19 protein-coding genes are annotated in these 21119 nt (G+C 43.3%); 11 read left to right on the top strand and 8 right to left on the bottom strand.

Annotated features, from left to right (window positions below; all coding sequences use genetic code 11):
• Positions 1-253 precede the first annotated feature (253 nt).
• Genes HWQ43_RS08880 through HWQ43_RS08870 form a run of 3 tightly spaced genes read left to right on the top strand, consistent with a single transcriptional unit; the run spans position 254 to position 6858 of the window.
• A complete protein-coding gene (locus tag HWQ43_RS08880) occupies positions 254-5506 on the top strand; it encodes a DUF4157 domain-containing protein (RefSeq protein WP_292732157.1) in 5253 nt (1750 codons plus the stop codon).
• Complete coding sequence (locus HWQ43_RS08875; protein ID WP_292732156.1) at positions 5494-6297, top strand: hypothetical protein; 804 nt, start codon at positions 5494-5496, stop codon at positions 6295-6297. Before HWQ43_RS08880 ends, HWQ43_RS08875 begins: the two co-directional genes overlap by 13 nt.
• 3 nt (positions 6298-6300) lie before the next feature.
• Complete coding sequence (locus HWQ43_RS08870; RefSeq protein WP_292732155.1) at positions 6301-6858, top strand: hypothetical protein; 558 nt, start codon at positions 6301-6303, stop codon at positions 6856-6858.
• A gap of 375 nt (positions 6859-7233) precedes the next feature.
• Here the strand turns inward: HWQ43_RS08870 and ilvN are convergent, their stop codons facing one another.
• Positions 7234-7752, bottom strand: coding sequence for an acetolactate synthase small subunit (gene ilvN / locus HWQ43_RS08865; protein WP_099101540.1), 519 nt, complete (start codon positions 7750-7752; stop codon positions 7234-7236).
• 266 nt (positions 7753-8018) lie between these two features.
• Here ilvN and HWQ43_RS08860 point away from each other — a divergent pair, with 266 nt between their 5' ends.
• Positions 8019-8384 carry a BON domain-containing protein gene (locus HWQ43_RS08860; RefSeq protein ID WP_292732154.1) on the top strand — a complete coding sequence of 122 codons (366 nt, stop codon included), beginning with the start codon at positions 8019-8021 and terminating at the stop codon, positions 8382-8384.
• 38 nt (positions 8385-8422) lie between these two features.
• Here the strand turns inward: HWQ43_RS08860 and HWQ43_RS08855 are convergent, their stop codons facing one another.
• Both HWQ43_RS08855 and HWQ43_RS08850 read right to left on the bottom strand, forming a co-directional pair.
• Positions 8423-9355: an alpha/beta fold hydrolase gene (locus HWQ43_RS08855; RefSeq protein WP_292732153.1), complete on the bottom strand. Its 933-nt coding sequence runs from the start codon at positions 9353-9355 to the stop codon at positions 8423-8425.
• 156 nt (positions 9356-9511) lie between these two features.
• Positions 9512-10531 (bottom strand): saccharopine dehydrogenase-like oxidoreductase, encoded by a 1020-nt coding sequence (locus HWQ43_RS08850; protein WP_292732152.1) that lies wholly within the window; start codon positions 10529-10531, stop codon positions 9512-9514.
• A 594-nt stretch (positions 10532-11125) separates the two neighbouring features.
• Between HWQ43_RS08850 and HWQ43_RS08845 the strand changes: the two genes are divergently transcribed.
• Positions 11126-11380, top strand: coding sequence for a hypothetical protein (locus tag HWQ43_RS08845; protein ID WP_292732151.1), 255 nt, complete (start codon positions 11126-11128; stop codon positions 11378-11380).
• A 109-nt stretch (positions 11381-11489) separates the two neighbouring features.
• Here HWQ43_RS08845 and HWQ43_RS08840 read toward each other — a convergent pair whose 3' ends face one another.
• The gene (locus HWQ43_RS08840) at positions 11490-11876 is read right to left on the bottom strand and encodes a VOC family protein (RefSeq protein WP_099101545.1); all 387 of its coding nucleotides are present in this window, start codon (positions 11874-11876) and stop codon (positions 11490-11492) included.
• A gap of 242 nt (positions 11877-12118) precedes the next feature.
• On the opposite strand from HWQ43_RS08840, the gene HWQ43_RS08835 reads away from it, so the two are divergent.
• The 3 genes from HWQ43_RS08835 to HWQ43_RS08825 all read left to right on the top strand — a co-directional run bounded on the left by HWQ43_RS08835 (position 12119) and on the right by HWQ43_RS08825 (position 13411).
• On the top strand, positions 12119-12412 hold the full coding sequence (locus HWQ43_RS08835) for a DUF433 domain-containing protein (RefSeq protein ID WP_292732149.1): 294 nt from the start codon (positions 12119-12121) through the stop codon (positions 12410-12412).
• A gap of 417 nt (positions 12413-12829) precedes the next feature.
• On the top strand, positions 12830-13138 hold the full coding sequence (locus HWQ43_RS08830; protein ID WP_292732148.1) for a hypothetical protein: 309 nt from the start codon (positions 12830-12832) through the stop codon (positions 13136-13138).
• 84 nt (positions 13139-13222) lie between these two features.
• The gene (locus HWQ43_RS08825; RefSeq protein ID WP_292732146.1) at positions 13223-13411 is read left to right on the top strand and encodes a hypothetical protein; all 189 of its coding nucleotides are present in this window, start codon (positions 13223-13225) and stop codon (positions 13409-13411) included.
• A gap of 81 nt (positions 13412-13492) precedes the next feature.
• Here HWQ43_RS08825 and HWQ43_RS08820 read toward each other — a convergent pair whose 3' ends face one another.
• The 3 genes from HWQ43_RS08820 to HWQ43_RS08810 all read right to left on the bottom strand — a co-directional run bounded on the left by HWQ43_RS08820 (position 13493) and on the right by HWQ43_RS08810 (position 16371).
• Entirely contained in the window at positions 13493-13693 is a 201-nt protein-coding gene (locus HWQ43_RS08820) for a hypothetical protein (protein WP_366932808.1), read from the bottom strand.
• 144 nt (positions 13694-13837) lie between these two features.
• Complete coding sequence (locus HWQ43_RS08815) at positions 13838-15118, bottom strand: VWA domain-containing protein (protein ID WP_292732142.1); 1281 nt, start codon at positions 15116-15118, stop codon at positions 13838-13840.
• Complete coding sequence (locus HWQ43_RS08810) at positions 15115-16371, bottom strand: VWA domain-containing protein (protein WP_292732140.1); 1257 nt, start codon at positions 16369-16371, stop codon at positions 15115-15117. The genes HWQ43_RS08815 and HWQ43_RS08810 overlap by 4 nt, the downstream gene beginning before the upstream one ends.
• Positions 16372-16609: 238 nt before the next feature.
• Between HWQ43_RS08810 and HWQ43_RS08805 the strand changes: the two genes are divergently transcribed.
• The 3 genes from HWQ43_RS08805 (at position 16610) to HWQ43_RS08795 (ending at position 18874) form a co-directional block, all read left to right on the top strand.
• Positions 16610-17272: an ATP-dependent Clp protease proteolytic subunit gene (locus HWQ43_RS08805; protein ID WP_292732139.1), complete on the top strand. Its 663-nt coding sequence runs from the start codon at positions 16610-16612 to the stop codon at positions 17270-17272.
• Positions 17273-17392: 120 nt separating this feature from the next.
• Entirely contained in the window at positions 17393-18004 is a 612-nt protein-coding gene (locus HWQ43_RS08800; protein WP_094347586.1) for an ATP-dependent Clp protease proteolytic subunit, read from the top strand.
• Between the two features lie 246 nt (positions 18005-18250).
• Positions 18251-18874 (top strand): J domain-containing protein, encoded by a 624-nt coding sequence (locus HWQ43_RS08795; protein ID WP_292732138.1) that lies wholly within the window; start codon positions 18251-18253, stop codon positions 18872-18874.
• A gap of 945 nt (positions 18875-19819) precedes the next feature.
• On the opposite strand, the gene HWQ43_RS08790 is transcribed toward HWQ43_RS08795, so the two are convergent.
• Positions 19820-21022, bottom strand: a complete 1203-nt coding sequence (locus tag HWQ43_RS08790; protein ID WP_292732137.1) for a PLP-dependent aminotransferase family protein — start codon at positions 21020-21022, stop codon at positions 19820-19822.
• Positions 21023-21119: the final 97 nt, after the last annotated feature.

Raw genomic sequence — 21119 nt, 5'->3', positions numbered from 1 at the left:
TAAGAAAGTACTAATTTCAGAATACAGATTCGAGGATACTTTTCCTCGTGGCTAGGGGAACACGGCTGCGTGTTCCCCTTTGTCCGACATAAGACTATTTACAAGCTAGTACTTATCTCCAGGGGCAACACATCTTAATTATTTCTAATTGATTAGCGTTCTAAAATTATCTTGATAATTGCAATTTTGGGTAAATGATAGTCAAAACTAATCACCTAGACAAATTGAATCGTCAATAGTTGCAATAAAACCGATGAAATCCCTTAAAAGTCCTTCATCCAGCTTTTCTAATTTTCAAGCACCAGAACAAACTCCTCAATTGGCCTATAGACCGTTTGGTGGCCAAACTCAAAAAGCTTCATTCTCTACGCCCGTGACACAAACGGACGTAGAGAATGAAGCTTTTGCAGAAGAAAAGATGGAAGTAACTGGATTGGAATTACAAGCCAAGCATCGGACGATTACGCCAGAGGGACAAGAACGGCTGACTGTATTGCAAGCCAAGATGGAGCGATCGTTGAATTCTCGACTGGAAAAAGCAACTCGATTTGGTCATAGCTTTGCCAATATTCCAGTCAGAAGACCAGATACACCAACACCAATTCAGGCAAAACTGACGATTGGGGAACCTGGAGATAAGTACGAGCAAGAAGCTGACCAAACGGCGCGTCAGGTGATGCAAAAAATTCATCAGCCACAGAGTGAGCAACTTCAGCGAGAAGAATTACCTGATGAAGATGAATTGCAAATGAAACCAGAGGGCAGTATTCAGTGCGAGGAACTGCTAGAGGAAGAAAAAGTACAAATGAAATCTTGGGGAGAGACTCCCTCGTTGCAACGGGAGGAACTACCAGAGGAAGAATTGCAAATGAAGCCGCTTGATACTTTATCCCAGATAGTGAATGAGGTAAAATCCCCAAGCAAACCACTTGGACATGACATTAGTCGAATATCACTGCGGCCTCCACAAACAAAACTGACAGTTAACGAGCCTGGAGACATTTATGAACAGGAGGCTGATAGCGTCGCTCAGTTGGTGATGCAGAGGATGAGCGAACCTGTGCAGTCTATCCAACGGGAGGCATTATCAGAGGAAGAAGACCAATTACAAATGAAATCCCTGGCGGATTCCATTACTCCTTTGGTGCAGCGTCAGGGTGGAGGAAGAACAGCAGCAACATCTGAGCTAGAAACTTCTATCCAACAAGCACGTGGAAATGGGCAGCCGCTTGCAGATGATATTAAGCACCCAATGGAGCAAGCATTTGGGGCTGATTTTGGCGGTGTCCGGGTTCATACTGATGCTCAATCTAATCGCTTAAATGAATCTATACAAGCTCGTGCTTTTACCACAGGGCAAGATGTGTTCTTCCGTCAAGGCGAATATTCTCCTGGAAGTGATGCAGGCAAGGAATTACTGGCTCATGAGTTGACGCACGTTGTCCAGCAGAATGGCAGTGCAGTGCAGCCGAAATCTCTTTATGTAGCACCAAAAGAAAATAAACTTCAGACAAAAGTGCCGACAACCTCTGCGGGGTATGGGCTAGCTATCCAACTGCGAGAGAATTTCCAAAAACCAAGTGACGAAGATAACCAAAAAAATTTAGAATCCAAAACTGATACGAAAAACGGCGAACAACAAAATCAGGCTACGACAGAAAAACACCAAGCTATCCCCACACCCCCAGATGATGGTGGGAACGCGGCAACAGATCCACCTCCGACAAAAAAGGTTGGTGCAGCAGTAACTCAGAAACAGGTTGAGGTTGGGGGTAATCAACCAAAAGAGCCTGAGTCAAAAGATACCAAAGCTAATACAGAGAAGGTCGATTCTCAACAGCAAGCTCAAAGCAAAGGAGCAGATGTAGCTAAGGGAGCCGCAGATTTACCTGGAGGAAACGCAGGGAAAGCGATCGCCGGATTACCAGGAGCAAATGTAGCCATTACAGCAGATGATGGTAAAAAAGCTCCCACTTCTCCTGAAGATGACCCAGCATTTCAAGCGGTAGTCGGCACAACAAAAGAGGTTGCCGGACAACAGAAAAAACACTCACCTGCCAATAGCAAAGCCCAAGAAGCCCAAGCAGCAGCCCAACCCCCAGGTAATGAAGTAGACAGCAAAGCGCAAGCCAATCAAGTTGGGGAGATGCAACAAGCCCCAACACCAGGATTTGACGCTGCCGCCTTCAAAGCCAAATTGATGGAGCGCATTGCTGATATGGCTCCCAAGAACTTGGAAGAGGCAGACAACTTTAAAAATAACAACAAACTTGACTCTGTGAAAGGCGATTTGAGTGGTCAAGTTAAAGAAGAACAGAAAAGTTCTCAGGGTCAGCTAGAAGAGAAAACCAAAGAAAAACCTGATGCCAGTGGGATTGAGGCTAAACAAGTAACACCACTGCCAAAGAATGAGCCAGGGACAACGCCAACAGGCGTTGATGCAGATAAAGCTGCACCCAAATCTAAAGGACAAGGTGAAGTCGAGGCACCACTGCAAGATGACAGTAAAAAACTTGACCAGCAGATGAAAGAGGCGGATGTTACCGAGGAGCAATTGGCAAACTCCAATGAACCGGAGTTTCAAGGGGCACTCGCAGCCAAGAAAGATGCTCAAACCAATGCACAAGAAGCGCCGCCACAATATCGCCAGCAAGAGCAAGGGATACTCGCAACCGCTCAAGCTACGGCAGAAGCTACAGCCCAGCAACATTTGCAAGCAATGCACGGTATCCGTACCCAAAACTTGGGTCAGGTAGGGGAGCAGCAGATTGGAGCCAAGAGCAAGGATGAGCAAGCACGGGCAAAAGTTGCTGGTGATATTAATAAGATTTATGACAAGACCAAAGGCAAAGTTGAGAAAACCCTTGGTGAACTAGACGGGCAAGTTATACAAGCCTTTGATGCTGGTGCTGCTGATGCCAAAAAAGCCTTCGAGGATTACGTTGGCAAGCGAATGGACGATTATAAGAGCGATCGCTATAGTGGCTTTTTTGGACCATTAAAATGGCTGAAAGACAAATTGTTTGGTATGCCCTCAGAGGTGAACGCTTTCTATCAAGAGGGACGACAGCTTTACATTAATCAGATGGATGGTGTGATTAACAAAGTTGTCGCCATTATTAGTAAGGGACTTACCCAAGCCAAAGCAGAAATAGCCAATGGTAAGCAGGAGATTCAGAATTATGTTAACCGACTGCCGCAAGACTTAAAAGGGGTCGGTCAACAAGCAGCCGCAGATATTGACAGCAAATTTGAAGAATTGCAACAAAGTGTTGACGATAAGCAAGATGAGCTAATTGACACCCTAGCGCAGAAATATCAGGAGAATTTGGAAGCTGTTGATGCCCGCATTGAAGAGATGAAGGCAGCAAATAAAGGTTTTATTCAAAAAGCTTTCGACTTCATCGTGGGAGTCATCAAGACGATCATTGAACTGACCAAAATGCTTTTGCAAGTGCTAGCGCGAGTTGCTGGCGTAGTTGGGCAAATCCTCAAAGACCCGATTGGTTTCTTGACTAATTTGATCCAGGCGGTGAAACAAGGCTTCCTCAACTTCATGAATAATATCGGGAAGCACCTCCAGCAAGGATTAATTGGCTGGCTGACAGGCACAATGGCAGAAACTGGTATTGAAATGCCAGAAAACTTCGACCTCAAAGGGATCTTTAGCCTAGCAATGCAGCTTTTAGGCTTCACTTATGAAGCAATTCGTGCCCAAGCTGTGAAACGATTGGGTGAAGAAAAGGTCGGCCGCTTGGAACAAACTGTTGATGTATTTCAAGTCTTAGCCAGTGAGGGTGTGGCTGGGATGTGGCAGTTTGTCCAAGAGAAGATGGGCGACCTCAACGCCTTGGTGATCGAACCCATCAAGAATTTTATTATTGAAAAAGTGATTACAGCAGGCATTGAGTGGATTCTCAGCCTGTTGACCCCGGCTTCAGCATTCATCAAAGCTGCTAAGGCGATTTATGAGATTGTCAAATTCTTTATTGAACGTGCCCAGCAGATTGCCGATTTAATTAATGCGATACTGGATGCTATTGGTGCGATCGCTAGTGGTGCGATCGACCAAGCAATCAAGGGCGTTGAAAATGCCCTAGCGAAATCTTTACCAGTCGTCATCAGTTTCCTAGCAAGTCTTTTGGGCTTAGATGGAATTGCTGGCAAGATTCAGGCAATCTTCCAGAAGCTGCGGAAACCGATGGAAAAAGCAGTTGATTGGGTAATTGATAGAGGTGCGAAGGCGTTTAAGAAAGTTGGTAACAAAGTTAAGAATAGCAAGTTTGGTAAGAAGGCTGGAGAACTGAAAGATTCGGCGAAGGAAAAATATAAAGCCGGTAAGCAATGGGTTGAGGATAAGAAGGAAGCTGGTCAGCAATGGGTTGAGAATAAGAAAAAATCCGTTAAGGATAAGTTTGATAACTTTGGCAATAAAGTCAAGGATAAGTTTGGGTTTGGTAAAGATAAACAGAAAGGGAAGCAAGCCAAAAATGGCAAAGCTAATGAGCAGACTGACAAGCAAAAGCAGACGATTGTTGCTCAAGCTGTCACCGATGCTGAACAGATTCTCAACCAGCAGAGAGCTACCCCTGATACCATTAAGGCAAAACTCCCACAACTAGAATCAAAATATGGACTCAAATCAGCCAAGCTGAAAAAAGACAAAGAAGGCGCTTATTACATCAAAGTTAAGATTAATCCTGAAGGCGATACAAAGAAACGCAAATTGGATGAAACTGATGAACCAAAAGGTGCGTTTGCTTTATATAGAGGAATTCATTTCAATAAGAATTGGAATCAAGAAGATTATAATGCCCAATTAGAGAAAAAACTAGTAGGCGAACCTACTTTCAGTGCAGCAGCGCGTGAAATAGCAGGGAGCAAAAAACCGGATGGTTCTGATGTTAGTAAATCTGAACTAGAAATAGCAGCACAACTTGTACGTGAGAAAGTAGAAACTACAAAAGATGCCAATAGCATTCGACAGTGGTGGGGAGATAAAAAGCACATATTTGATAATTTATTCTTGGCTATGATTCAAGACTATGTTAATAGACAGAAAATTTTTGAAGCAGAACTTAAAAAGGCAGAAAAAGGTCAATACAAAGACTTAGAATTCATTAGTACACCGATTATATCTACCTCGAAAAATGCAGAACACGCAGCTAGATATGCTTTTGGAGAAAAAGGAACATTAAAAGAAAATCAACGCACTACGGGAGATATTGTTGGTAGGCTATTTATATATCTGTTTACAGCTAAAGAACTGGTAGACCAAAAAGCAATCAATATCCAAGATTTACAAAACCAGGGTAAGGTTAAAATTAAAACTAGAATCCTCAACGAAGCTGAGGTAGCATTTACTGGTAGTGTCCCAGGAGAAAACCTTGTTGCTCAAGATGATGCTCAAATGAGTGAAGGTCCTCAAAGATTGGGAGCCAGAGCAAACCAAACCGCACGCCAAAAAGCTCAAAGTCAAGGTGGATTACGCGAATGGGAATCTTAAGCCATCAAGATTTTTGTGAATTTGTAGCACAAGAGGTTGAAAAAATTACCTTATTGTCAGTATCAGAACGTCGGATTGGCGTTTCTGAATATGCAACTGATGTCATTCACTATATTCAAAGAGATTTGAATACTGTTAAGAGTTTGATTAGTGAAGAAAACTTAACCTGGGAGAAGGCTACAAAATCGATCACAGAGTTGATATTAGAAATTACTTCATTATTGTACGCAGTTGGAGCCGAGCATACTGTGTGGCGGCATTGGTCTTCTTTAACAGCATTCGGAATGTTTCTTCAAGGTCAAATGATCCAAGCCGCTCAATATGCAGCTCTTGGGGGAGAGTGGGATTTTATCCAAAGCCTCCCAGCAACACCTGTAAAGAGTCAGCAAATATCAGAGCAGGTTTTCTGGATGTTGGTCAAAGGGAATTTTACTGCTGCTAATCTACCAGAAAGTACAAGTAATGAAGAAGATAATGCTTGGCTACAGCTTGCTCAAAGTATCCCAGTCCAAGACCATAGTCAGACAGAAGAAGCTTTGAAGGAGATTGCAAATTTTTGGATGGCAGAAGATGAAGATGAGTGGATGAATTTTCATCCCCGTAGTTATCCAGACTTTGAAACACCCGTCTGTGCAGTCGCGGCTTTAGCTCGTCATTATGGCTTTACACCCATTTCCATAACTCCTGAGCAATATAGCTTTTTGGAAGCGGGTCTAGCTATATCTGAACCTTCACCAATGTTTCCCAACATCTTTTATTTACCAGAATCTTCAAAAGTATCGGCTGTTTGAGATATGCCATTAATCATCAAAAATCGCCGTGTCTCTGTTGAAAATTTGGCAAAAGTTTATCCTAATGCAGTTATTATTGATGTGACTTCCCGTGGTTCTGAACCTTGGATTCGCTTTAGTCCTTTTTATCCTCACGCAGGAATACCTATTCCCTTCTCACCAGGACAATTTAGCATGACGGTGGAAGGTATTTGGCAGGGTTTAAAAGTTTTTGAAACCTCAAACATAGACCCTAGCAAATTTTTAATTTCTGAGATGAAAGGTATCAAGCGTTCAGCACGGAAGTATGGCAAAGTATTGGGTCATCGTATTGGTTTAACAGGTGATAAACTACTGTCCTACCAAGAAGCGCGACGGCAAATATACTTACCTTCCTATCGATGGGTACTAGAGAACCGTGTTCAAGACTTAATCTACAAATTAAAAGAACTTGTAGCACATACAACTGTCGTTTTACTAGATTACGAAACTAACTATGACATAAACAACTTGTCACGCCCTTTATCACACGCAGGTTTGATTAAACTATACCTGGAGGATAATTGGCCGACTGAAATCTAGAACAATACAGATAATATAGCGGTTCTTGCTTGGGTGCAGTACAGTTTTGACCTCTCTCCTTTTAGGAGAGAGGCTTTGAATCTTACTCCCCAACGCTAGAAGGGAAGGGGCTGGGGGTTAGGTCTGTATTCCATGCAATTGGGAACCGCTATATATTTACATGACAGCGATCTATGGTAGTGTCTCACCAGAAGTAGCGATGCCTACGGCAACCCGTTCGCGTAGCGTCTCCGACAGGAGAAGCGGGAACGCTAAAATTGAAGGGTAGTTAGACATTTGTTTTTTTGCTAGTCCCTAAGCAGAAGTCATAGTAACAATTGCCACTATGACTACTACTGTGGTTGAGTATTTCTGAGTCTTAATTTAAATTCCCAACTAAACCTTTGCTTCCAAAGATTTGAGTAACTCGGTATTCACGCCTGATTCACGAGTTAGGGCAATTTTGCCAGTGCGGGCGATTTCTTTCAAACCAAATTTTTGCAACACTTGCACGATCGCTACCATTTTACCTGGATCTCCCACAACTTCTAAGGTGAGAGAATCTTCCGCCACGTCCACGACTCGCGCCCGGAAAATCTGAGACAATTCGATCACTTCTGAGCGATTGCTGGTACTAGCATTCACCTTCAAAAGCATCAATTCCCGCTCGACACAAGGAGTTTCGGTAATATCCTGGACTTTCAGGACATTGACTAACTTGTACAGTTGTTTGGTGAGTTGCTCGATCACGCGATCGTCGCCAGGGACAACCATTGTAATTCGAGAGACTCCTCCTTGTTCAGCAGGACCAACAGCAAGGCTTTCAATATTAAAGCCGCGACGCGCAAATAAACCAGATATGCGGGAAAGAACACCCGCCTCATCTTCTACGAGAACTGAAAGGGTATGTTTCATCTTCGCCAACAGAGGCTAGAGCAGGAATTGAGTAACGCAGACACTAGCTAAGGGCAATGCTAGACCTACTACCGCACTAAATTTTCAGTGCGACCTCCTATTGTAAACTTAACCGTTGCACTCGTTGCATTCTCAATCGAGAAATTGTCTAGAAATCATACTGCAAGCAAGAATTTCATTGAATATATCTTTTTATTGGCAGATGCAGCATTTGTTTAAAGCTTTTATACTCAGATTTTATAAGCCGCTAATAGGAGAAAAGTTTTATGGGTTGGTTAAAAAGATTGTTTGGAATGGAAAAACCTGAAAATGCAGAAGTAAATCCGGCTCCACAGGCTGTACAGCAAGCTCCTAGTGCTAATGTTGCTACTGCTACGCAATCGATACCCCCAGAACGTCTGGGTTTAAGCGGAGAATATGACCAAAGTGGTTTAGCAAAGCGGGTAGCGTTAGCATTCGATCAAGACCCCCAACTCGACGATGTCGATACTCTTTGGGTGGCTCAGACGGGTAGCACTGTAGTGTTGAAAGGAAAAGTCCCCAGTCAAGAAATTCTCAATAAGATGGTTTCTGTGGCGCGTTCTGTAAATGGTGCTACAGATGTTGACACTAACCAAGCGACGATTGGCTAGTTACTGCTGATGCGATCGCACCCCCCATTGCATAATATTTAGGGAACAACCAATGGTTGGCGGTCGCCAATCCATCTTTCAATCCAATCTAAAATCGCTTGGTTAACTTGTTCTGGACATTCATCATGGGGACAATGCCCTACATCCTCTAGATTCAGCAGTTCCAACTTCTCGTTATATTGGGCAAATTGGCTAGCTAGTGCTGGCGGCACAAATCGGTCTTTTTGTCCCCAAATTAAAAGCATCGGAATTGTTAAGGTTGGTAATACTGTCTTGACACTGGGACTAAAATTAATTCCGATCGCAGCTTTGAACAAAGCACTAAACGCCCTTGCAGAACCCCGGTCTTGGGGAGGCCCTGCTAAAATTTCGATCAGTTCATCGGTAATCGCCTCTGGGTTAGCGTAGGCGAGACTAGCCCAGCGACGCAGCACCCCAGGACGGCGCACGAAGTTAAATACAGGTTTAAGTATCAACGGTGAAGCGACAACATTTTTAATTGCTGTTACCAGTGGGCGCAGCATAGGAGGAATTGCTTCTTGTTCTAATGACGGGTCTGGTAAACTCATCATCACCATACCCAGCACCATATCAGGGTGAGTGGCTGCGGCGGCCATAGATATTAGTGAACCGTTGGAATTGCCTATTAATATCGCTGGTTGACGGATAAATGTTTTCCAGAAATCGTAAACCTGTTCAACCCAGAGTTCGATGCTGTAATTAGCTGCGGCTTTTTCAGAAGCGCCAAAACCCAACATATCTATGGCGTAAACTGTGTGATGCTCACTCAACACCTCTAAATTATGTCGCCAATGGCCAATGGAAGCACCAAAGCCATGTAACAGAATTAGCGGTGTTGTATTGGGGTGACTTTGGCTAGGGCGAATGTAAGTGTAGCGGGTTTGCCAGCCACGCCAAATCCAATCTCTTTGATTACCAACCCGTTCCTGCCAGTGTACCGTAGTGGTCACACTTACCTCCGATTTATCAGCGTTGAAATTCTATTATAAGAATTGGGCATTGGGCATTAGGCATTGGGCGGGGTGCAGAGGGGAAAACTCTTGAAGCTATTCCCCATTCCCCATTCCCCATTCCCCATTCCCCATTCCCCATGCCCCATTCCCTATTTACCTAACAAATTGAGGCATAATTTCAGCAGCGGTGAATATTCCATAGATGCCGCGTTGGTGCAATTGTCTACCAGCTTTGAGATAGCCAAAAGCAGGGCCGCAGACATTGGCTGCCATGCTGGTTTCATCTCCCAGAGTAAATGTATGGGTAGAAATCTTCCCTTCAAAGGTACGTCCTGTTACCTTCACATTAGTGCTGAGAGGCTTTTTGGGATTGCGGGTATCGACTACACCACCAACTGTAACGCGATCGCGCCCTACTATCCCGGCTACTTCTAACATCACATCATCAGCGTGTTCCATATTTGTCAAGGTCAGCACGCCATTAGTTTTATCTAGTAGCGCTTCTACTTCCGCGTCAGTCATCGCCCTAGCAGTTTCTACTGTGTAACCAGGCATGTGGCCAATGTCTTCCCGAACAGTGGCGCGGTAAGCTTCCCAGTTAGCAATTCCCACCCCAAAGGTAATTTCAACTTGATGAATTTCGGCGTAACTTTGGGCGGCTAAAGCTGCTGCTGCTGTTAACAGTCCAGGGGTAGCACCACATCCTGTCATGTAGGTAATTCCGGCGGCTTGCAGTTCCTCTTTCATCGCTAGGAGTTGTTCTACAGCAGTGGTGCGTTTAATCGCATCTACTAGTACCCCACGCCAACCATATTTGATAAATTCCTTGGCGACATTGGGAATAAAATCATTTGGCAGGTTGGGTAAAGCCAAAAAATACCCATCTACTTCCGCTATTTCGATTAAATCCTGAATACTTTGATTTGTTAATGTACCAATTGGCTCTAAATAACCCACCGAACCTTGGGACTGATAGGTTGCAATGGATGCTTCAGTATTTAAACCTTCAGCAGCATAAGCGTAGCCTTTTTGATCTGCTGCTGCGACTAAAATCATTTCTCGTTTGCCAGCAACTACCTTGGCGGCTGCTTGTCCGAGTCCGCCAAAACCCAGTACTCCCACACGTATCGCTGGCGAAATATTTAGAGAATTTTTGATTTGTTCAGAATTCATAGTCAATTTGTTAATTTGAATCAAAAGCCTTGATTCTTCGGCATCTCAGCTTCCGGCTGGTAACTGGTGGCTGATGGCTGATAACTCAAAGCTATAGAGATTAATTATGATTCATTATCCTGGGTTCTTTAGCCTGATATTGCAGATATTTATCTACTAGCGATCGCTTTTGAATTTTTTAACTGGGAATATACCAGATTTAAAGCAATGTCCGCAACTGGCAAGTGAGAGGAAGGCTTAAAAATACTGGCTAAACTTGACGCTTTGACACAATAGAGTTTCTGGCACGATGATGCAAATACTCATCGGAGCGATCGCTTAAAGTGGTGTGAAATTGTTAACATTCTGAGCATTATGAAGCGCATTTGCACTACAGTTAATATTTTTACAATAACTTCATTATCTGCTTTTATATTTGCTACCACCACTAATTTATTACTAGTGTAGACAGTCACAGCTAAACCAGTACAGACAAAAAAGCCAGTCAATCAACCAATACCATTCAACTCAAGAGTACGAATATATCCTGCAAATAATAGTTTACCAGCCAGCCGTTTGATTACGATTGAAAGTATTATCAAAAAGTCTAGCAAGATGCAAATCACAGAAGCAAAACTGACAACATACGAGGAATTTGCAGCCAAAACAGGACACTATAAATCATCGATTTCTACCAACCGAATGGTGTGGATAGTGACTGGTTTTGTCCAAGGTGAGTTGAGAATGGCTAAAGGTAGAAGTGTCTGTACTGATAACGCTAAAATTGTGGAATTAACGGATGCAGAAACTGGCGATTCTTTTGGTAGAACTATTTACTGTCCTCCAAACAACCAGATAAATTTTATGTAGTAAAGTTGACTTAGAATCAAAATAACTTGATTTTAGGAGATTGACAATTACAGTGGTGCGATCGCTTCATTATCTATAGTGATAACAAGTTCACCTGTCAGCAGTAATTTTAACGCTCATAAATTTCTAATGGTAAATTGTCTGGGTCTTTAAAGAAGGTATATTTCTTGCCTGTAATTTCATCAACTCTGATATTTTCTACCTCTAAACCTTTAGATTTTAAATAAAAAACAGTTTCCTCTACATCATCAACTTGAAAAGCAAGATGTCTTAAACCACAAGACTCTGGTTTACTAGGCCGTTCTGGAGGATTTGGGAAAGAGAATAGTTCGATTTGAGTATTTTCTGCAACTTTTAAATCTAATTTATAAGAATTTCTGGCGGCGCGAAAAGTCTCTTGAATAATCGAAAAGCCTAAAGTTTCGACATAAAATGCTTTGGAGCGATCGTAGTCAGAACAAATAATCGCTACATGATGAATGCCAGTGGTTTTCATGTGTACTTTTCAAGCTACTAATCATTTACCTGTAGCACTTTTAGCAGAGTTTTGCTAGTCTTTGCAAGATAAGGGCTTTAGCAAAGTGCTAATCTGGAAAATGCAAACCTTAATGCCATCAACCTTAAAGACGCTGATTTACTTAGAACAATATTTCTTACTGTAGATCAGATTAGAACTGCTACATTTTGGTATGAAGCAATATACAACGATGATTTTCATCAGGAGATAGGGTTACTTCCATGAAATTAGATTGCATCACCAGCAATCCTAATCGCATGAATGGACAGCCCTCTATTCGTAATCTTCGTCTTACGGTTCGTCGGGTGATTGAGTTATTAGCTACCTACCCTAATCGAGAAGAACTGCACCAGGAGTTTCCTGAATTAGAAGATGAAGATATTCAGCAAGCCTTAATTTTTGCATCGTCCTACTTGGGCGATCGCATCATTGAACTACCTAACCGCTATGAAGCCCTTACAGTTGAGCCAAGCCGTATTCGTATCCGTCGTTTAGCATTTTTGCCTGATGTCTAAACTTTCGCATATTTAACTTAAATTTATATTTAATCAGCAAAAAGGCATATTACTTTCTCAAAACTTCATATTTAATAAGCAAAAAGCCATATTGCTTACTCAAAATGGCGTTTTACTTTCTCAAACCCCAGTTTGCTTTCTCATTTTGGTGTTTTCCGCAAGCAAAAAGAGCTTTTACTTTTTCAAACCCCAATTTGCTTGTTTATTTAAGTAATTTCCGCATTCATTCTGGTATATCGTTAAGCCGTTAGCTTGCGATGCCTGCGGCGGGCGTAGCCATCGCTTCATTCAGCAAAAATCCTTCAATTGTTGCTTACTATATAGATTTCATCCCTAGACATTAATATTGTCACCTAGTTATATTTAACTTTTCAGCCCATTCTCTTTATGTTGGAAAAATTGAAGCATCTGCGACACTTGGTAAAGTTAAAACCGATTCGTAATTATACTAATAAATTTATTTACCCTTATCTAAAATTTTTAGTTTTTAGCATTATTCTGCTGAGTTTATTTGTTGGTGGGTGTGAGAAGGAAGATGAAAATAAGGTGATGGATAAAACAATATCAGGACTGGAGGAAGAAGCAGAAAAGCATATTATATCTAAGGTTAAAACTCAAAGGAACTACTTCTTAAAGCCCAAAACCTTTTTTATACCTCCTGACGAACCAGCAACTAAATATGGCTCATCTCCACCAATTTTTGGAACACAAATATGTTATCAGTAGTATACTAAAACAGATACTAATATTCTCTCTAAGACAACTATTGATGCTGTTTATAGCTATGGCGTTCAAGGCGACTGTGGTGGTATGTTTGGCTTTGAACTTAGGTGGTATGTTGGAGCAAGCTTTGCTGTTCGCATTCCTGGGGAAAAGCAACTGAAACTGATCAGTATTGTCTGTAGAAGCAATGAATCTGTGGGTGTACCCTCTCGACCAGAATACATAAATGGTGTAGTAAAATGCCCCTCTAAAACAACACAAGTATTACCGATTTAATTAACTCCGCAAATGGAAAAACATGAAGTTTTGGGTCGTCAAAAAGCCACTACAGCAGAATATGGGTGTCTATGAAGTAGCTCATTCCCATTGCTGGAGTTCATCTTCTGGCAGTGGTTCAAAGAAAGCATCGCCGAGTTGTCTTTTTAATAAACCAGGGGTGCGGGGTTGTGTACGTTCTTGACTTAAACCTAGCCGAAAGTAGTAAATTAGGTCATAAATTTCTGCTAGTTTGTCTTCAGGGATGTCTTGCAATTCTTGGACAATCTTCTGGATCAGTATAAGTCAAACTCTTCGCTGGTTGTTAATCAATAAGTTAGGAATATGCGACTACTTTGTTGCTCAATTGAGGAATAAAATATTTTTTCTCGCTTTGCGCTTTGCCCCGAAACTTTCATATCGCTAATCAGCAACACTGAATTTTTACTATTCCTGTAAAACAGTCTTTGATACAATCCTAGTTTTCTTGAGGTCTGCTTCAGAAAGTTCTTCACCAGCTTGCAAGCGAGTGGCAGAAGTTTGCAACACTGTTGCTGCGCCTTTATCTCCAATTTGTAAAGCAGTTTTGGCAGCTGTTTGTAGCATCGTTGCTGCACCAGTGCGATCGCCTTGTTGCAATTTCGCCTCGGCTAACTGGGTCTGACGATACTTCGCTAATGCTAAAATAGACTTCTGTACCTGGGGATTAGATGTCGGTTGATACGCCCGCACTACATCTGCATACACCGGCATCAAGGGCGAAAGTAAACCTTCTTCGTTAACCAACGGGTTATCATAACGGATTTGTAGATGAGCGATCGCTTGTTTACCTTCTGGCAATTGTCCCAGATAAATGTTCGCTAAAACTACCCGTTCTACATCCTGCATCAAATCTCCCAAACGTACAGCAAAGCTACCATCAGCTTCCGGTTCCACTGGTAACTCGATTGTGTCTGGGGCAACTTGGGCAATGGGTTTCAATTCTGCTAGTCGGACATTAGGCACTAGAGATAACAGCAAGTAAGCATTAGTTAGCCCAATTGATTGAATCCGCCCAAACAGCCGGCTAAACTGATCCACAGCTTGTTCGGGACGTTCAATATGGGCTAAAGTCCCACCACCGACATCAGCAATTTTTTCCAACAAATCCTGATTCCAGCTATTACCAAATCCGAAAGTGTTGATAGTTAGGTTCAGCTTGGCAGCCTTTTGCGCCAGTTTGAGACAGCGCTTATTGTCATCTCGCCCAATATCCCATTTCCAAATCCGCAAAGCGCTTTCACCATGCCCATCCGTCAGCAGAAACGCCTGGGAAACAGCGCCTCTTGTACCCTTCATCAGTTCTGTAATTCCCAGTTCCAAACCGTCAGCGATCGCAGTGCCACCGCTAGCAGTCAGTTTGCTTTTTATTTGAGATTTGATGCTTTCGGGGTCTTCAATCGCTTGGCTAGGGATAATGACTTCCGCAGTGCCGGAAAAAGCCACAACTGAAATGCGATCGCCTACTTTCAACCGATCGATTAATCCTTCCACCGCCTGGATCACCGTTTTAATTGGTTGTCCATGCATGGAACCACTTTTATCCAAAATCAAGCAGAGATTGAGTGGTAGATTTTGATCGGACTCACCAGCGATCGCAAAAATCGTCATTGCTAGTTGACGTTGGCTACTTGTTTGAGCCACATCAACATTATTGTCATTTAACGCCGAGAGCAATTTAACTTTCATTGCGGAGGAGTATCTTGCAAAACTGTTTTAGAGACAATTCTGGTTTTCTTGCGATCGCTTTCAGATAAATCTCCACCAGATTGTAGCTGGGTGGCAGAAGTTTGCAACACCGTCGCCGCCCCAGTATCTCCCATTTGCAAAGCAGTTTTCGCAGCCGTTTGTAACATCGTCGCTGCACCACTGCGATCGCCCTGTTGCAATTTTGTTTCGGCTAGCTGGGTTTGGCGATACTTAGCTAATGCCAAAATAGACTGTTGCACTTGGGGATTCGGGTCTGCTTGGTAATTTTTCACTACATGGGCATAAACTGGGATATTTGGTGTAACTAAAGCTACCTGGTTGGCGGCTGGATCGTCGTAGCGGACTTGCACATTAGCGATCGCTTGTTCACCTGCTGGCAATTGTCCCAAATAAATATTAGCTAAGATTACCCGTTCTGCATCTTTCATTAAATCTCCCAACCGCACAGCGAAACGTCCATCAGTTTCTTGTTGCAGTGGTAACTCGATTGTGTCTGGGGAAACTTGGGCGATGGGTTTGAGTTCCGCTAGCCGGACATAGGGCATCAGGGAGAATAAGAGATAAGCATTAGTCAATCCCACAGTTTGAATACGGCTGAACAGGCGATTAAACTCTTCCGCTGCCTGTTCGTGTTTTTGAATATAAGATAAAGTACCTAAGCCAGCATCGGCGATTTTTTCTAAAACATCTTGGTTCCAGTTGTCACCAAATCCCAAAGTATTCAAAGTCAAATTATAGCTAGCAGCCAATTGGGCGAATTTCAAACAGCGATTGTTATCACCGTGTTCATTTTCTCCGTCGGTTAACAAAAAAGCTTGGGAAACAGTATCTTTTTTGCCCTTCGCCAACTCCTCAATTCCCAAGCGCAACCCTTCATCAATGGAAGTTCCACCATCGGCGGCTAGGCGATTAATTTGCTGTTTGATTTTCTCTGGATTTTCGACACTTTGACTGGGTACTAAGACTTTGGCACGGTGATCGAAAACTACCACACTGAGGCGATCGCCAGGATTGAGTCTATCCACCAGACGATTCGCTGCTTTTTTCACCGTTTCTAGTGATCGCCCGTTCATCGAACCACTATGATCGAGAATTAAGCATAAATTCAAGGGTACATGGCGGTCTTGAGTCTCTGCGATCGCTGAAATCGAAATTCCCAACTGACGTTGACTGTTCAGTTGATTTGCGTCCAAATTACCATCATTCAAGGCAGGCTGCAAATTAACCTTCATAACTCAGAGTCCCTATTCAGGATATACATACTAAAAAATAACTTCAAAGCACTACTTTAGCTCTACGGAAAACCTATCCAACACAAATACACTAATATAATCAGAATATCTTAGAAGCCAAGCATTGGCAGATGCGAAGCCACCTTCAGCATTAGGGAGAAATCCGCACCTTGAGGAAGGGTGGCATCGCGCTAGGATGTATTACAGTTAACGGCATAGTTTCAGGCGATCAGTTGCTATGGACATTTCCCCAATTAAGGCTGTTCAAGCCCCATATTACGGCGATAACTTTTACCGGACACCACCGCCAGATTTACCTTCCCTTTTATTGAAGGAGCGAATCGTCTATATTGGGATGCCACTGGTGCCTGCTGTCACGGAATTAATCGTGGCCGAATTGCTGTTTTTGCAATCCGACGACCCCGACAAACCGATTAAAATCTATATCAACTCCACCGGCACTTCCGGTTACAGTGGCGAACCCATTGGCTTTGAAACCGAAGCCTTCGCCATCTATGACACCATGAAATATATCAAACCTCCTATCCACACCATCTGCGTCGGTTCGGCGATGGGTATGGCAGCGATGCTTCTCAGTGCTGGTACAAAAGGTTGCCGCGCTAGTTTGCCTCACTCCTCGATTATCCTGCATCAGCCCAAGAGCTACGCCCAAGGTCAAGCAACGGATATTCAAATTCGCGCTAGGGAAGTTTTGGTAAATAAAGGGGCCTTAGTTGATATCTTACATCGCACCACTGGACAGGCTCCAGAAAAAATTACTAAAGACATGGACAGGTTGTTATATTTAACACCCTACGAAGCGAAGGAATACGGGCTGATTGACCGAGTTTTTGAGAAAGAAGAACTCGCAAATCCCCCACTCCCTGCCAGTGTCCTTTAATTTGTCATTCGTCCTTTGTCCTTCGTCCTTTGTTAATAACTAAAAATTATTAATGACCAATGACCAATGACCAATGACTAATGACCAATGACTAATGACTAATTAAAAACGGAGTAAATTATGCCTATAGGCGTTCCTAAAGTTCCTTACCGGATGCCCGGTGGACAATATACAGATTGGATTAGCATCTACGATCGCCTTTATCGAGAAAGGATTATTTTCTTGGGGCGAGATATTGATGATGAAATTGCCAATCAAATTATTGCTGTAATGCTGTATCTGGATTCAGACGATCCAGGTAAAGATATTTATTTATACATCAATTCCCCAGGTGGAATGGTTACATCTGGCATGGCTATTTTTGACACCATGCAACATATCAAATCAGATGTGGTCACTATTTGCGTGGGATTAGCTGCTTCAATGGGGTCTTTCCTGCTGGCAGCTGGCACCAAAGGCAAACGGTTAGCATTGCCTCACTCACGGATTATGATTCACCAACCTTCAGGTGGTACTCGCGGACAAGCAACCGATATCGAAATTGAAGCTAGAGAGATTCTGCGGATTCGTCACCAGCTCAATGGCATTTATGCCGATAAAACAGGTCAGACGATACAAAAGATCGAAAAAGATATGGATCGTGACTTTTTCATGTCTGCTGAAGAGGCAAAAGAATACGGTTTAATTGACCGTGTGATTGAAGAACGAACCTCGGTAATAACTGGGGAGTAGGAAGGCAGAGGCAGAAGGGCAGAGGGGCAGAGGAGCAGGGGGAGCAGGGGAAGAATTCTAACTTCTAACTCCTAGCTCCTAGCTCCTAGCCCGCTAATCCCCAATCCCCACTCCTCTTCTTTAAACAAACTGTCAAGATTGAACTTTAAAATAGAAAATTAGCCCTTATCATTAATAGTCCGGGCTTGAAGCTGATACTGACAGATAATAGCCGATAGCGAAATATTCGATAGCTGATAGCTCAAGATGGATCTTGGAGATTGCTACCGTTTACTAGGTTTAAGATCGGGAGCTTCTTTTGCTGACATCAAAGCGTCTTACCGACGACTGGCGCAGCAATATCATCCCGATATCAACCCAGATGACAACAAAGCCAAAGATAAGTTTATTGCCTTGACAGAGGCCTACAAACTCCTGCTGACGGTAGTACTACCAGAGGAAATTGGCGCACATTCAAGTCAGGTGTCAACGTCTGGACGTGACGACGCCAAGGCAACGCAGCGGCAGAAAACACCAGTTACAACGGTGACAAGCCAAGAATCAGGGAAACCAAAGCCGCCGAATCTGTTGGAAATAGAAGAACGGCTGAAGTGGAAGACTTATGAGCAATTGCAGCGATTTTTGCAAGAAAGACGATTTCCGCAAGCGATCGCCCTAGCAGAAGCTTTAGCAGATCGTTTGTCAACAGATGCAGAAGTCCGTCAATGGCTAGCGATCGCCTATCAAATCTGGGGACGGGCGCTAATTTCCGAAAAACAACTACTCAAAGCCAGAATTTATCTCAAAAAAGCTTTGAAAACAGATCCTCATAATAAAAGTCTCTGGTATGAAGTCCAGCGGGATTTCCAGCGCTTGGAACAAATTTTTTAAAGATTCAGAATTAGCCCTTTCAAGACGGGTAAAATTTTTGGAGAATCATTCTTCTTATTTCTGTGTTATCTGGGACTAATGCAGTTAAATAAATTCCCAAAAAATGCTGAGTCACCTTAAAAGGGCTGGTTCTGAGTATAAAACTTTGACCAAAAACCTTGGTTTTCGGATTCTGTTAGAAAATAAACGCTTCAATTATCGCTTTATTTACCGTTGAAAAATAAGCTCTTATTTTTCTTTTATCAGAGTAATTAAACAGGGTTAATTACTTTAGACTTTTGTTACATACTTGGAAATTTTTTTGCCTACTTACTATAAATAGTTAATCTAGTAAATAAATATAAAATTGAATTTGGAAACCACTCATGGCGATCAGAACAATCACCAGGGTTGTCGGCCTATTCACCTCCACATCGCTAGCGTTTGCGACCGCTGCTCAGGCTGCGCCTTTTAACAGTCCGGGCTATCCAAACTACCCTTATGAAGGTCGCTACCCGGAGTCCACACCCTGCCGTTACAACCTCCAGCAGAGTAAAAAGGCAACCTGGAGTGGAAGCAACATAACGTTGAAGTACTTCTATAGCGGCCAATGCGGTTCATTCGCGCGGATCGAGAATGCGCCGCCTTACTGCAAAGTCTACCTTGATCGCACCCGGAGCAGTAACCCCAAGCCCACCAGTTGGGACTATGTTGGCGAGACCGTCGATCCAGGCATTAACTTTGCCTACACGAAGGTTGGCAATAACCTCAGTGGACGGCTCTCCCGCGCTGCCCTCGTCTGCGGCACTGGAACCGTCGTAACCCGGACTAACTGGTACTGAGCCTACTTTTTACGGGATGTGGAAAGGTGAGAGTAGTTAGCGAATTGCTACGGCTCGTAATTTGGAAAATCCGATCTAAGGAAACCTTAGATCGGACTTTCCACAAAATCTAAAATTGGTACGATTATCGTTGCCATCCGTGCAACACTGCTCCCAAAGTAGCGATTCCCTCAAGAATCTTCTCGGTTGTTTGAAAGCTAAAAGCTAACCTAATGGCATCATCTCCCTGTCCATCGGCATAGCAGCTAGTCCCTGGTAAAAAACTGACGCCGTGTTCACTAGCAGCAGTTAGGAGTGCTTTGGCGCTGATGTCTGGCGGCAATTTACACCACACAAAAAAGCCCCCACCTGGTCGCAAAGCAACTACATCGCTGGGAAACTCATGAGTGATCGCTTCTAACAACAAATTACATTTATGCTTGTAGCAGGCGATTAGCTCCTGAATGTGATAATCTAGTTTGCCTGTAGCACAGTAGCGGCCAACCACATGGCTGACAAACTGCCCCACAGGTCCTTCACTTTTGAACATTGCCAACCGCTCAATAATTGCTCTATTGCCACAAGCCCAGCCTAGTCGGATACCAGGTGCAATGATTTTTGAGAAGGTATTCACGTATAACACCCACCCCTCCTTGTCAAGGCTTGCCAAGGATGGCATAACTTCGCCTTGAAAGCGCAAATCGCTGTAGGCATCGTCTTCTACCACCAACACGCCATACTCAGCCGCTAACGCTACCAGTTTTTGGCGGCGAGATAATGACATAGTAGTGCCTGTGGGATTATGAAAAGTAGGGATAGTGTAAATAAACCTGGGTCGAATACCCCGTTTTTTCAACTCGCTTAAAGTTTCTTCTAACGCATCTACATCCATTCCCATCTCATCAACAGGAATAGTAATCAGGCGTGCGCCAGCCTGGACAAATCTACTAACTACTCCCAAGAAGGTTGGCCCTTCCACAATTACTACATCACCAGGTTCGACAAACACATCTGGTAGCAAGCCCAAAATCTGACCGGAACCGTAGCCAATAATCACGCGATCGCGATCGGCAGGGATTCCTTGAGCTTGCAAGCGGAGAATTATTTGTTCATAAAGTTGGGCTGAAGGTGGCCCGTAATTGAGAGCGATCGGAGCTTCTTCTGCCAGTACAGCCGCACTTGCAGCAGACAAGTCAGCATGGGGAAAGAGAATTGGGTCAGCCAGACCATAGGCAAAGCTGACGGTAATGATTTTGGTTAACTCAGTGCCGTAAGTTGGGGGTGTCAGATTTCTAGCTCGTTCGGCAAACAAATCAGTAATTTGGTAAGCAGAAGTGGTAGGAGCCATAAGTAATTCAAAATTGGGAGTCAGAATATAGAACGCACACAAAGGCAATTGGCGAAAACTTATACGTATGTATTCTTTCTTATAACATCATGACAAG

The sequence above is a fragment of the Nostoc sp. JL31 genome (genome assembly GCF_017114965.1).
Classification (GTDB): Bacteria; Cyanobacteriota; Cyanobacteriia; order Cyanobacteriales; family Nostocaceae; genus Nostoc; species Nostoc punctiforme_A.
The sequence above is the reverse complement of the archived record's forward strand: the minus strand, read 5'-3'. Positions and strand labels throughout refer to the sequence as shown.